The sequence below is a fragment of the Paeniglutamicibacter sp. Y32M11 genome, assembly GCF_019285735.1.
Lineage (GTDB): Bacteria > Actinomycetota > Actinomycetes > Actinomycetales > Micrococcaceae > Paeniglutamicibacter.
In genome coordinates this window covers 2477286-2489478 of record NZ_CP079107.1, presented here as the reverse complement: position 1 = coordinate 2489478, position 12193 = coordinate 2477286, and the positions used below count along the sequence as shown (strand labels likewise).

Annotated in this window: 11 protein-coding genes; 4 read left to right on the top strand and 7 right to left on the bottom strand. The window is 60.9% G+C overall.

Features of this window, described 5'->3' with window-relative positions:
- Positions 1-89: 89 nt before the first annotated feature.
- The gene (locus KUF55_RS10900; protein WP_255556972.1) at positions 90-1208 is read right to left on the bottom strand and encodes a PfkB family carbohydrate kinase; all 1119 of its coding nucleotides are present in this window, start codon (positions 1206-1208) and stop codon (positions 90-92) included.
- Positions 1209-1618: 410 nt separating this feature from the next.
- On the opposite strand from KUF55_RS10900, the gene KUF55_RS10895 reads away from it, so the two are divergent.
- Positions 1619-2968 carry a 6-phospho-beta-glucosidase gene (locus KUF55_RS10895; protein WP_218816658.1) on the top strand — a complete coding sequence of 450 codons (1350 nt, stop codon included), beginning with the start codon at positions 1619-1621 and terminating at the stop codon, positions 2966-2968.
- A gap of 389 nt (positions 2969-3357) precedes the next feature.
- On the opposite strand, the gene KUF55_RS10890 is transcribed toward KUF55_RS10895, so the two are convergent.
- The 3 genes from KUF55_RS10890 to KUF55_RS10880 all read right to left on the bottom strand — a co-directional run bounded on the left by KUF55_RS10890 (position 3358) and on the right by KUF55_RS10880 (position 6303).
- Complete coding sequence (locus KUF55_RS10890) at positions 3358-5004, bottom strand: ABC-F family ATP-binding cassette domain-containing protein (protein ID WP_132358212.1); 1647 nt, start codon at positions 5002-5004, stop codon at positions 3358-3360.
- A 69-nt stretch (positions 5005-5073) separates the two neighbouring features.
- Positions 5074-5817, bottom strand: a complete 744-nt coding sequence (locus KUF55_RS10885; protein WP_218816657.1) for a D-alanyl-D-alanine carboxypeptidase family protein — start codon at positions 5815-5817, stop codon at positions 5074-5076.
- Between the two features lie 276 nt (positions 5818-6093).
- A complete protein-coding gene (locus KUF55_RS10880; protein WP_218816656.1) occupies positions 6094-6303 on the bottom strand; it encodes a DUF4287 domain-containing protein in 210 nt (69 codons plus the stop codon).
- 330 nt (positions 6304-6633) lie between these two features.
- On the opposite strand from KUF55_RS10880, the gene KUF55_RS10875 reads away from it, so the two are divergent.
- Both KUF55_RS10875 and KUF55_RS10870 read left to right on the top strand, forming a co-directional pair.
- Complete coding sequence (locus KUF55_RS10875; protein ID WP_132358206.1) at positions 6634-6999, top strand: SPW repeat protein; 366 nt, start codon at positions 6634-6636, stop codon at positions 6997-6999.
- Between the two features lie 87 nt (positions 7000-7086).
- Positions 7087-7599, top strand: a complete 513-nt coding sequence (locus KUF55_RS10870; protein ID WP_218816655.1) for a GNAT family N-acetyltransferase — start codon at positions 7087-7089, stop codon at positions 7597-7599.
- Positions 7600-7698: 99 nt separating this feature from the next.
- Here the strand turns inward: KUF55_RS10870 and KUF55_RS10865 are convergent, their stop codons facing one another.
- Positions 7699-8154 (bottom strand): MarR family winged helix-turn-helix transcriptional regulator, encoded by a 456-nt coding sequence (locus tag KUF55_RS10865; protein WP_218816654.1) that lies wholly within the window; start codon positions 8152-8154, stop codon positions 7699-7701.
- Positions 8147-9265 carry an LLM class flavin-dependent oxidoreductase gene (locus KUF55_RS10860; RefSeq protein ID WP_218816653.1) on the bottom strand — a complete coding sequence of 373 codons (1119 nt, stop codon included), beginning with the start codon at positions 9263-9265 and terminating at the stop codon, positions 8147-8149. Before KUF55_RS10860 ends, KUF55_RS10865 begins: the two co-directional genes overlap by 8 nt.
- Before the next feature lie 155 nt (positions 9266-9420).
- On the opposite strand from KUF55_RS10860, the gene KUF55_RS10855 reads away from it, so the two are divergent.
- Positions 9421-10902: an MFS transporter gene (locus KUF55_RS10855; RefSeq protein ID WP_255556971.1), complete on the top strand. Its 1482-nt coding sequence runs from the start codon at positions 9421-9423 to the stop codon at positions 10900-10902.
- Positions 10903-10983: 81 nt separating this feature from the next.
- Here the strand turns inward: KUF55_RS10855 and KUF55_RS10850 are convergent, their stop codons facing one another.
- On the bottom strand, positions 10984-12177 hold the full coding sequence (locus KUF55_RS10850; RefSeq protein ID WP_218816652.1) for an HNH endonuclease signature motif containing protein: 1194 nt from the start codon (positions 12175-12177) through the stop codon (positions 10984-10986).
- Positions 12178-12193: the final 16 nt, after the last annotated feature.

Below are 12193 nucleotides of genomic sequence, written 5' to 3'. Positions count from 1 at the left end.
TGTCCTTTCAAACGGTGTCGGTGACCCAGATGCGCCAGGTTTCGGTGGCTGGTGCTGGTGCTGGTGCTGGTGCTGTTGCCGGTGGTGGATTATGTCTCTGCGGCCGGGCGCAAAGGCTCGTTGGGACGGTAGTGAGCTTCGGCCTCGGTCAGCAATCCGAAGGTGGCTTCGGCACGGCGCACCGCGTTGAGCTTGTGCTGGGACAGGACCTCGTCGAGAAATCCGTAGCGCTTGGCGATGGCTGCACATTCGGCATTTTCCCTGGCTCGCAGTTTTTTGGACGCCCACCAGTCGGAAATATCTCCCCAGCCGGGCGAGGCCAGGGATCCGCCGAAGTGGCTCACCGCCAAAGCCGAGCAGAGCGTGGAGAAAAGCAGTCGCTGCTCGAGCGGCCATCCGGCCAGGGTGCCAAGCACGATACCGGCTGAAAAGACATCGCCGGCGCCCGTTGGATCAATCGCAGGCACCGGGAGACTGGGCACCTGCGCTCGTTCGCCGGTAGAGGCGTCAACCGCCATGGCACCGTCCACGCCCTGGGTGATGACCACTAGCGGTGCGCGGTCAGCCAGCGCACTCAGCGCGGCTTCGGGCGAGGAGGTGCGCGAGTAGGCCATGGCCTCAACATGGTTAGGCAAAAAACCGTGGCAGAGGTCCAGATCGCTGAGCATCGCGGTATCCCACTTTTCGGTGGGATCCCAGCCGACGGCGGCGAAAATCTTGCCCTGATCCGGGACGGAATCAACCCACCAGGGCTGCTCGTTGCCGGGCAATGTCAGCTCGGTGATCATGGCCCGCGAGGTGGGCGGGATGCCGATGAGTTCCTTGTCGCTGATGGGAATCGGGTGGCCATGGGTGACCATGGAACGGTCCCCGCCGCGGGCCAGAGAAACGGTGAGTGCCGAGTGCCAGCCGGAAAAGATTCGTGACCGGCTCAAATCGATGCCCTCCTGCTCCGCCAACAGTGACCAGGACCAAGCACCGTAAGCATCGTCGCCGAATCCCGCCGAGAGGCCGGTGGACAGACCCAGCCTGGCGGCAGCCACCGCCAGATTCGCAATGCCGCCGGGCACCGAGCCCATGCCTTCGGCCCAGACTTCGGTGCCGGGTCGCGGCTCGGTGGGCAGGCCGGTGAAGATGATGTCGAAGAAGAGTGATCCGGTGAGGAATAGATCAAGCTCGGGGCCGGGCTCTGCTGCCGTCTCCAGCACGTGGCACCTCTTCGTTTGTCTTCTCGCGGACCGGGTCGGTGTGCCCATGGCTCTCGCGGCACGGAGCATCGGTGAAACACACCTTGGCTTGGACGCTAACACGCATAGGGGAGCGGTACAAGCAATTGAAAGTGCTCGGTTTTGCTCACGTGCGACTGCTACTCTGGGGCCATGCTCATCAGCGTGTCGCAGTGCAACATCCTGTTCAGGGTCCGGGAGACCGGTGGTGTTTCTGTTGCGCCACTCACTGCCGACGTCGTGAAAAGGCCTTGCGTAAGCAGGTGGGAGCCGAACAGGTGCGCTGCCACGTCCTGTACTACCTCGGATGCCACCGGATTGGTGCGCAGTTGGGGTGCAGATCCACACCACGTGAGGGCCTTCAAAGACGCAGGAAGCGAAGTGATTCTGGCATGAAACTCACCATTATCGGCGGTGGCGGGTTCCGGGTACCGCAGATCTTTGAAGCGCTTTCGGGGGACAACGATTCGGTGCGGATCACCGAGCTGTGCCTTTTTGACGCCGATCCCCAGCGGGTGCTCACCATCCAAGCGGTGCTTAATCAAATGGTGTCCTCCCTGCCTCGCCCGCCGCGAGTCACCACCGCCAGTGGATTGGATGAGGCCATCACCGGGGCCAGATTCATCTTCTCCGCCATGCGCATCTCGGGTACCGCAGGGCGCATTATGGACGAACGCATCGCCCTGAATCTCGGTGTGCTGGGCCAAGAAACCACCGGTCCCGGCGGGCTGGCCTATGCGTTGCGCACCTTGCCGCACGCCCGCGACCTCGCGCGGCGGGTGGCCAGACTCGCCCCGGAGGCGATCGTCATCAACTTCACCAATCCCGCCGGCATTATTACCGAAGCCATGCGTGAGTCACTGGGCGATCGCGTGGTGGGCATCTGCGATACCCCCATCGGACTGATTCGACGCGCCGTGCATGCCATCGGGGCCACCGATCGCCAGGTCGACTTCGACTACGTGGGCCTGAACCATCTGGGGTGGTTGCGCAGCCTAGTGGTGGATGGGGAAGACAAATTGCCCGCGTTGTTGGACGATGACGCGGCGCTGGAGTCGATCGAGGAAGCCCGCCTCATGGGCTTGGACTGGATCAGGGCGCTGGGCGCGATACCCAATGAATACCTTTACTACTACTACTTTCAACGTGAGGCCACCGCGCGGCTACGCGGTTCGGGGCAAACCCGTGGCGAGTTTCTGCATGACCAGCAGGGACATTTTTACGAGCTAGCTTGCGAGCACCCTGATAGCGCCCTGGAGCTGTGGCAGCGGACCAAACATGAACGTGAGGCCAGCTACATGGCCGAAAGTCGGCCCGAAGATCAGCGCAGCAACCGGGAAGCCTCGGATATTGAGGGTGGGGGGTATCAACAGGTCGCCCTAGACCTCATGACGGCGTTACTCGGCGGAGCACCAGCAACCATGATCTTGAATGTGGCCAATCGGGGTCTGGTGCCGCAGCTGCCCGATGAAGCGGTGATCGAGGTTCCATGCAGGGTAACGAGTGCTGGCATTGCCCCGATGAACATTGCTCCTGTCACCGGGGAAATGCTCGGGCTATTGCAGCAACTCAAGGCCGTGGAGCAACTGGTGATCGCCGCAGCGAAGGACAAAAGCGAAACTCTGGCCTGGAGGGCGCTGGCCGCACACCCGTTGGTGGATTCAATCTCCGTGGCCAAGCAGCTGCTTCAGACCTATAAGGAACAGATTCCAGGAGTGGCCGAGGTTTTTCTGACACCCTAAATATCCTAGGTGCCGCAGCGCGCGCTTACTGATCGAGCCTTGCATGGTGCCCAGCGGTGAGACGCGGCCGGCGAACAGTTTGCCGGTGTTATGACCCTTCAGCATCGGATCGAATCGTGAGATCAGGGGCCCGGGCTGTCGCGTCTGGAAATAATGTTCCCGAGATCGTTGCGAGGTCACCCACGGCCTAGACACCGAGCTGCTGGGACCCCTGGCTAACGAAGGGCCCTGATCACCTCGTGCTGCATCCCGGACATCCGGAAAACTGCCAATGCGTGGCCCTGCAGCGCAACCTGGTGCTTGTCCGTGGCTCGGTATTGCTACGAGTCACGGACAAGCGAAACTGCTCAACTACTCCAGTTCGGACGGCGCGAAAGCGACAACCGGTCTTAGGAGACCACCGAGATGCTGACGTTTCCGGCCTCAACCTGCCAACGGGAATCGAGCCGTACGTTGTCCAGTAGTCGGCGGTCGTGGGTCACCAGTAGCAATGCTCCCTCGTAGGCTTCCAACGCCTCCTCCAGCTGTTCGATGGCCGGGAGGTCAAGGTGGTTGGTGGGTTCGTCCAGCACCAAAAGGTTAACCCCGCGACCCTGCAAAAGGGCTAGGCCAGCTCGGGTCCGCTCGCCCGGAGACAGATCACGCACCAACGATGCGCTCTGGTGGGCCTTGAGCCCAAACTTGGCTAACAAGGTCCGGGCCTCGGCCGGGGACATGTCCGGGACGGCCAGTTCAAAGGCATCACCCAGCACGGAGTCTTCCCCGAGATAACTACGGGACTGATCAATCTCGCCGATGGCCACATTAGATCCCATGGACGCTGAGCCAGCATCGGGAGAAAGATGACCCAGCAGCAACTTCAGCAACGTGGATTTGCCGGCACCGTTGGGGCCAGTGATCCCGATTCTGTCGCCCGCGTTCACCTGAGCCGAAATCGGCCCGAAGGTGAAATCGCCCAGTGTGATGGCCGCGTCATTCAGCGTGGCGACCACGGTAGAGGAACGCGGGGCAGCAGCTATTTCGAATTGCAGCACCCATTCCTTCCGTGGCTCGATGACCTCGTCCAGCCGCTTGATGCGGGATTCCATCTGGCGGACCTTCTGGGCCTGCTTCTCGGAGGACTCGTTGGAGGCTTTGCGACGCATCTTGTCGTTGTCGGGGTTCTTCTTCATGGCATTACGCACGCCCTGGGATGACCATTCGCGCTGGGTGCGCGCGCGGGTCACCAGGTCGGCCTTTTTATCGGCGAACTCGTCGTAGGCCTCACGAGCATGGCGCCGGTTGATGGCGCGTTCCTCGAGGTAGGAGTCATAACCACCGTCGTAGACGGCGACCTGGTTCTGTGCCAGATCCAGCTCAACGATGCGGGTTACGCAGCGGGCCAAGAATTCGCGGTCGTGGGATACCAATACGACACCGGTGCGCAGAGAGGAGACGAAGGACTCGAGCCGCTCTAGGCCTGCCAAGTCAAGGTCGTTGGTGGGTTCGTCAAGCAGCACCAAATCGAAGCGCGAGAGCAATAGCGCAGCCAGCGCCACGCGGGCCACCTGGCCACCGGAGAGCGCGGTCATCAACGTGTTGATGGGCAGGGTGAATCCGAGCTCGGCCAGCGTCGCCGGTGCTCGGTCCTCAAGGTCGGCGGCACCCGATGCCATCCAGTGATCAAAAGCGGTGGCGTAGGCGTCATCGCTGCCCGGTGCACCGGATCCCAAAGCTTCGGCGGTTGACTCCATGGCCGCGGTTGCCGCGGCACAACCCGTGCGCCGGGCCAGATAGCCCTCGATGGTTTCACCCTCGATGCGTTCGTGTTCCTGAGGCAGCCAACCGATGAAGGCTCCGTCGGGGGCGCTGGAGATGGTGCCGCCTAGGGGTTCGTCAACACCGGCAAGAAGCCGCAGCAGCGTGGACTTGCCGGCCCCGTTGGCACCGACCACACCGATGACGTCCCCGGGGGAAACGGTGAAGCTGAGGGAAGAGAAGAGTGTGCGGTGGGCGTGGCCACCTGCAAGGTCTTTGGCCACGAGTGTTGCTGTCATTCCTCCAGTTTAGTTTCCCGCAGGGTATTGATGGGCATCGTGCCCGTCGGGCGGGTGCTTCGCGGGCGTTTAGCGCAAGTAGTCGGAGCTCATCCAACCGGTCTTGCCACCGTGTTTCACCTTGATCCAGACGCCAGAGCTCTTCCCTGCCAGCTGTACCTTTGACCCTTTTTTGACGGTCTTGATGATGGATTCGCTGGTGGAGGGCCCGGTTCGCAAGTTCAGATTGGCGGTTGTTATTTTGGTGCCCTGAGCAGATTTGCTAGTTTTTGGGGTCTTGGTTGATGCCTTGCTGACGCCGTAGTAATGCTCGAGGGACTTAAAACCTGCCATGGACTTTGCCTGTGTTACACCGACGAAGCGGAAATGCCATGGCTCATATTTGTAGCCGGTGACGGATTCTTGGCCCTCGGGATATCGCAGGATGAACCCGTATTTGGGGGCTTTCTTGGCCATCCACCGTCCAACCTTGGTGGTGGCAAAGCAGTCACGCAGGGCGCAAGCTCGGCTGGGATTTCCCACGTCGATGGCCAGGCCAGTCTGGTGTTCGGAGGTTCCCGGACGAGCTGCGATCCGAAGTGCATAGTCCAGCCCGTAGGCTCGCGTGTATTTCTCGAGCAAGCCAGCCTGAACCGAATAGGACCGATAGCCGGAGGTCAGCCTGATGCGCACACCGTCTTTGCGCGCGGCGGCCAACAGTTTTTTGTAGGCGGCAGCAGCTTCGGGGCGCAGCCGGACATCAGTGCCAGAGATGGTCCGCAGTTTGGGTGTGTATTTCCGTGGCACCAATGGATAGACCTTATTGACCAGCACGTTGATCTTTTCAGGATCGCGGGGAGGTGCAGGTTTGGAGGCCAAAGGGATGAGCGGCAAATGAGAGGAAGAGCTAGGCAGTAGCTGATTCACCGAATTTTGTGCAGTTAATGGCGCGGGAGACGCGGTCGCCATAGGGGCAGTGACTAGTGCAAGGCTGAACGATGCGGCCGTAACAGCCACCCAGATACTAGGCCGTTTGCTCATTTTTCTATAACTCCACTGCTCGTAGGTCTCTGGCGCACGGCCATCTTCTCGGCGGCCGGACGTGGGGTGTTATTGCTGGTGTTCTGCCCGGTACACGTGGACTAACGCATTTGCATGTCCGTGTCCGATACCGTGCTCAACCTTCAGCCAGTTCACCTGCTCAAGGTGCTTCTGTCCAGAAACTGTTCCCAGCAACGTCATCCAGTGCTCGATCGGGTGACCGTACTTAGTTTCAATGGACGGGAAATAGGATTTAGGACCCTTTATCGGTTCACTCATGGCATTTATCCAACCGTATGATCTTGACGCAATCAAGGGCCTTTGTCCGGCGCTAGTCCACGCGACCAATGGCCAGGAGCGGGCGAAACGGACGAGGGCGACGCTGAGTAGCAGGATTTGTAGATCAAACCACGCGCAGACCGCAGCATTACCGACAGTGACTTTGGACCCTACCCGAAGTATCAGCACACGAGCACGATGGAGATACAGCCGAAGCGGCAGTGGGTCGCAAGTGATCCGGAGCGCTGGCGGTGCATGAAAGGGCAAACTTCGCGATTTCGGGTCATCCGTTAATCGGGAGCTGAAGAGAGACAAAAGGAGATCTTGACCATGAAGCGATGGACTGCATGGCAAAATTGGGTCGCCGTGGCCGCTGGTGTCTATACGGTCGTGGCCATGACGTGGACAACCGCAGTCGGATCATCGAACGCGTACATGCTCACCGGTGGTGTCGTTCTGGCGGTTATCGGAGCCATCAACCTCGCAGCACCGGGCATGCCCGCGGCCGAATGGATTCAGCTGATCGTGGCAGCACTGGTGATTGCGTCACCGTGGATGGGTAATTTCGCAATGAACACTCCAGGCGTTGCATGGAATACCTGGATCCCAGGAGCCGTGGCACTGGTTGCTTCGGTGATGGCCGTTCAACCCGCAATGAAGGTCTACCGCGAGCATCACCCCATGGGTTCGCACTAGATCCTCAACAATTTGGGGCTCGGTCATTGACCGGGCCCTTGTGCTGTCCGCCGACCATCGCGGGCTCTTGCGCCGTAGGCTGGATGGATGAAACTTCGTACCGAGACGCCTGCGGACCGGCCTAACATCCATAAGCTGACAATTCGCGCCTTCACCAACCCCGATTCCGTCACAACGCCCGGTGAAGCTGGGTTGCTTGCCGAACTCTACGCGTGCGACGGGTACCTGCCCGAGTATTCCGTGGTGGCAGAGGTTAACGGACACATCGTTGGACACGTGATTGCCACACGTGGGTGGCTCGACGGGGACATCCCGCTGCTGGGTCTTGGTCCGCTGTCGGTGGACCCTGCGAGCCAGAAACAGGGAATTGGTGCAGCACTTTTGGCGGAGATCCGGCTCCGGGCCACGCAGAATGGTGAACGCGCCATCGTGCTGCTGGGGCACATCGAGTACTACACCCGTTTCGGATACGTCCCGGCCATCCCCAGCGGAATCATTCCTTCCGATAGTTCCTGGGGCGACTACTTCATGGTGCTTAATCTATCGACAGCGCCGCTGCCGAAGGGCAAGTTTCGTTATGCGGAACCGTTTGGGGTCTAGAGACTGCGTTGCCGGGCAGGTGCCGGTGAAACAGGAATGGTCCCGCCCTGCCGGATGTTCGGCGAGGCGGGACCAAGGAAGTCAGGTTTGCTGACTGCCTTAGCGTGCTTCCATGTGCAGGCGCAATTTGGTGCTCAGCTCTTGGAGCGTTTCGAACTCCTCAGCGGATAAAGCCTTGCCGATCAGGGCATGGATGCCCTTGATGTGCTCGCGGCCCACGGCCTTTTGCAGCCTAGCGCCCTCCTCAGTCAGGGTGAAGAGTACCGCGCGCTGATCGGTGGGGTCGGGATGGCGGGAAAGCAGGCCCTTGGACTCCAAACGTTCGGCCATGCGGCTCAGGCTCGGCTGGGAAATGAGCAGGTACTGGTTCAAATCCGTGAGTCGGCTGGATCCCGAGGGGCAGCGCGAGAGATTGAAGAGCACGTCGTATTCCTTGGTGCTCAACGCCTTGAATTCCGGAAGCTTCTGAATTTCGCGCATCACGGTTACCTGTGCCCGGAAGAGTGCCTCCCACGCGGCGGTTGACGAACGCAATGAAGCTGGATCGTTAGGCATTAACGCTCCCGGCCGCTGTGGTTTCGGCGGCGAGCTTCGCATCGCGGGCAGCAACGCGGTTGGCGTGGGTCGGCGGTGCCGGGTGATCAGCCGGAGTGCGGGATTCAAGTTCCTTCCGCAATGTTGGCAACACCTCTTCACCGAAGAGATCAAGCTGCTCCAGAACGGTCTTGACCGGCAGGCCAGCGTGGTCAACGAGGAAGAGCTGGCGGTGGTAGTTGCCGAACGCCTCCTGGAAGGTGAGGGTCTTTTCGATCATTTCCTGCGGTGAGCCGACGGTTAGCGGGGTCTGATCGGTGAAGTCTTCCATCGATGGACCATGGCCGTAGACCGGTGCGTTGTTGAAGTACGGACGGAATTCATTCTTGGCATCCTGCGAGTTCTTACGGATGAAGAACTGTCCGCCCAGGCCCACCATGGCCTGATCCGCACGGCCGTGGCCGTAGTGCTCATAGCGTTCGCGGTAGAGGTTGATCAGCTGCATGTAGTGCTCCTTCGGCCAGAAGATGTTGTTGGCGAAGAAACCGTCTCCGTAGTAGGCAGCAATCTCGGCGATCTGCGGGGTGCGGATCGAGCCATGCCAGACAAACGGAGCCACGTCGTCGAGCGGACGCGGGGTGGAGGTGAAGTTTTGCAGGGGTCCGCGGAACTTGCCTTCCCAGTTCACCGTGTCCTCATCCCAAAGGCGGCGCAGCAGGTTGTAGTTTTCTATCGTCAGGTTCACCGAGTCCTGCATGTTCTTCCCAAACCATGGGTAGACCGGGGCGGTATTGCCGCGCCCGAGGACCAGATCCACACGGCCGTCGGCCAGGTGCTGGAGCATCGCGAAGTCCTCGGCGATCTTCACCGGATCATTGGTGGTGATCAGCGTGGTGGCCGTGGAGAGGATGATCTTCTCGGTCTGCGCGGCGATGTAGGCCAGCGTGGTGGTGGGGGAGGATGAGAAGAACGGGCGGTTGTGGTGTTCGCCGATGGCAACGACGTCCATGCCGACCTCTTCGGTCTTCTTGGCGATGGCCACGATGTCCTTGATGCGCTGGGCCTCGGACGGCGTCTTGCCCGTGGTGGGATCGCGGGTGATGTCGCTGACTGAGAAAATACCGAACTGCATGGGTGCCTCCTAGGGCCATTGGACTGTCGTTCTGTAATCAGTATGACAGATTTGTATGCGTTTGCATGTAATAGCACTCACGGGCCCGGAAAAATTCCCGCTGTTTCACTATGGTTTGCATCACACGGCACGCTGCTTCGCGATAGGCTCCCGCTATGGACATCCAACCGCCAAGGAACCCGGAAATCGCCAAGCAAATACCGGTCCGTTGGCGCGCGGTGGCGGGCATCGTCGGATTCCTCGCCATCGTGGAACTGACCAGCGGCATCCTTCAGGGCTACTACACCCCACTGATGACCGATATTGCCCGACATTTGGGCATTCACGACGCGGATGTGAACTGGTTTGAGGCGGCTCAACTGATGGTTTCGGCCCTCGCCGTGCCCCTGCTGGCCTCACTGGGAGATATCTTTGGGCACAAGCGGATGCTGCTGCTCTCCGCCGTCGTCACGGCACTTGCCTCATGGGCGGTGGTGTTCTCCGGTTCGTTCACGACCTTCCTGATCGCCTGGGCGTTGCAGGGCTTTTATGCTGTGTGGCTGCCGCTGGAAATTGCCATCGTCTTCTCCCGCGCCCGCAAGCTGGGTGTACCCGGTCCCATGACCCGCCGCGCCGCTGGCCTGCTGGTGGGTGCCCTAGAACTTGGGGTGATCGCCGGCGCGCTGGCCGGTGGCGCGCTCATCGGCGTGTTTGGTGGGAATCTCGCCTTAACGATGACGATTCCCGCTGTTGCCACCACGGTGTGCATTGGGGCGGTGGCCCTGGGGGTGCCAGATGACGGGGCGCGCAATGGGGCCAAGATCGATGGTGGAGGATTCGGTTATCTGGCGGTAGGACTGTTGTTGCTGACCAGTGGTCTGAGCTTCCTACGGATCAACGGGCCGGCAAGTCCGCTGGTCTGGGGCTGCCTGGTGCTGGGGTTGCTTGTTCTTTATGTGTTCTATCGCCACGAAAACAAGCAACGCGATCCGCTGATTGACTTCAAGGTGCTCTTCGCTCGCTCCATGTGGCCGGTGCAACTCACCGCGGGACTCTTCGGAGTTTCGGTCCTCGGCGCGCAAATCCCGATGAGCACCTTTGCCCGCACCGACCCGGCGGTCAACGGCTACGGGCTGGGCCTGAGTGCTTCGGGAGTCTCGATCATCATCGGTGCCTACGTGTTGGCACTGCTGATCGGGGCGTTGCTCTTCCCGCTTGCGGCACGCCGGGCCGGTACCAAAAGAACCTTGATTGCCGCCAGCTTCTTGGTGGGTCTCGGCTACCTGCTCTTCCTGCCACTTCATGACTCACTGACGCAGGTGCTTATTAACATGATGATCGCCGGCATCGGCTCCGGTGCGTTGGTTGCCGCACTACCCGCGGCGGCCGCGGCCGCCGCGCCCTTCCACCGCACGGGCATGGCCACCGGGCTGACCAACGCGGTCAAAACCATCGGTGGCTCCTTCGCCTCGGCCATCTTTGGTTTGGCGCTGATTGGACAAGTGACCGGGGCACTCTCCAATGGAGCGGCCGAGAACTTCGCGGCTCCGCTGTCCGGATACATGGTGGTGTGGGTGATCTGCGGCGGAACCGCGATCGTCTGCGCCGTGATCCTGTTTGCCGTCCCGCGCGATGCGTTGGAGGACGCTCGTTCCTGATATTCGTGCGCGGCATCGTGATTGTGCCGAGACACCGTGCGGTTTGGCGGTCGGGAGAAGCGGCGATCGGCGGCTGAAGGCTCAGAAGAGCGGGGGCTGTTCGCCCTGCCAGTGGTTGTTGCGGCGGGGCAGCTGTTCGGGGTCCTCGAACGGGGCAAGCTTCACCCACGGCACACCGTTCTTCATGACGACCTCAAAATCGCCTTTGTCGGCGCCGCGGTGCTCGGAGGGGCAGAACATCCCCAAGTTCCACACGCTCGTGGTTCCGCCATCGGACCAGGGCTCGATGTGGTGGAGATCGCAGTGCTCCGGCGGGACGGTGCAGTCAGGCTTGATGCAGCCGCGATCGCGGGCACGGATCGCCTCCTTCATAGACTCGGGCGGGAATCGGCGCTCTCGCCCGTAGTCCAAAATCTGGCCATCACCGCCGAGGACGATGGGAATGAATCCAAACTCGGTCAGGCGTTGGCGCAATTCGGTGACCGAAATTTCCAGTCCGTGTGCGCTCCATCCGGCGCCGCGGGCCATACCGAGGAGCACTTCCAGCGTGATGTAGACGAAGAGCTTTGAGGTCGGTAGGCCGGTGGCACCCTTGGCCGAAGGCCTCGGGGTGCGCATGAGATTCAGCAGAGTTTGCAGGTGCCGCTGGGCTGGAGTTGGCTCCTGGTCGATGGTCGCGGATTCCAGCGGCGGTGGGTCATCGAAGGTTTCCGCAGTGGCCGGGTGTTCGAACCAATCGGGACCGTCTGGCGCTTCTGGTGGCGGGAACAAGGAATCCTGAGTTGGGTTGTCGTCGGTGCCTTTGGCTGGAGGAGAGCCGGGTGCCGGTTCAGGGTGAGATTCGAGGTTCTCAGGGGTTGCATTTACGGTGTCGGTGTCGGTGGTCGTATCGGTTTCGGTAGAGGTCTTTGCGTTCTCTGCCGTGCCGGCCTCCTGGTAGTCCCGGCCGTCGGCCTGAGCAGCCGAGGAAGTGTGATCTGGGACTGTGGCTGGGACTGGGACTGTGGATGCCGCGGCGATGGCCTTACGGTTTCCGGCCAGCGTGCGAGCGTTGTCGGACTCGGCGAAGTGGGAAAGGAAAACCTCTGCGTCGGCATTGAGCATGCAAGCGGTGAAGTAGGTGAAATACCGGGTGCGCTTGGTAACGGAGATGCCGGTCTTGTTACGGATTTCCTTGGGCGTGGGGGTGGAGCCGGCTTCGTCGAGCTCATCGCTGATCTGCTCGAAAAGCTTGGTGGTGTTCTTCGTATCTCCCTCAGCGAGTGACTCTGCCACCCGGGACTCAAGAAGT

What these genes read in the sequence shown, in the direction of transcription:
- KUF55_RS10855 (WP_255556971.1), top strand. Translation starts at nt 9,421, where the DNA reads ATGGACATCCAACCGCCAAGGAACCCGGAAATCGCCAAGCAAATACCG.
- KUF55_RS10890 (WP_132358212.1), bottom strand. Translation starts at nt 5,004, where the DNA reads ATGACAGCAACACTCGTGGCCAAAGACCTTGCAGGTGGCCACGCCCAC.
- KUF55_RS10880 (WP_218816656.1), bottom strand. Translation starts at nt 6,303, where the DNA reads ATGAGTGAACCGATAAAGGGTCCTAAATCCTATTTCCCGTCCATTGAA.
- KUF55_RS10870 (WP_218816655.1), top strand. Translation starts at nt 7,087, where the DNA reads ATGAAACTTCGTACCGAGACGCCTGCGGACCGGCCTAACATCCATAAG.
- KUF55_RS10875 (WP_132358206.1), top strand. Translation starts at nt 6,634, where the DNA reads ATGAAGCGATGGACTGCATGGCAAAATTGGGTCGCCGTGGCCGCTGGT.
- KUF55_RS10860 (WP_218816653.1), bottom strand. Translation starts at nt 9,265, where the DNA reads ATGCAGTTCGGTATTTTCTCAGTCAGCGACATCACCCGCGATCCCACC.
- KUF55_RS10895 (WP_218816658.1), top strand. Translation starts at nt 1,619, where the DNA reads ATGAAACTCACCATTATCGGCGGTGGCGGGTTCCGGGTACCGCAGATC.
- KUF55_RS10865 (WP_218816654.1), bottom strand. Translation starts at nt 8,154, where the DNA reads ATGCCTAACGATCCAGCTTCATTGCGTTCGTCAACCGCCGCGTGGGAG.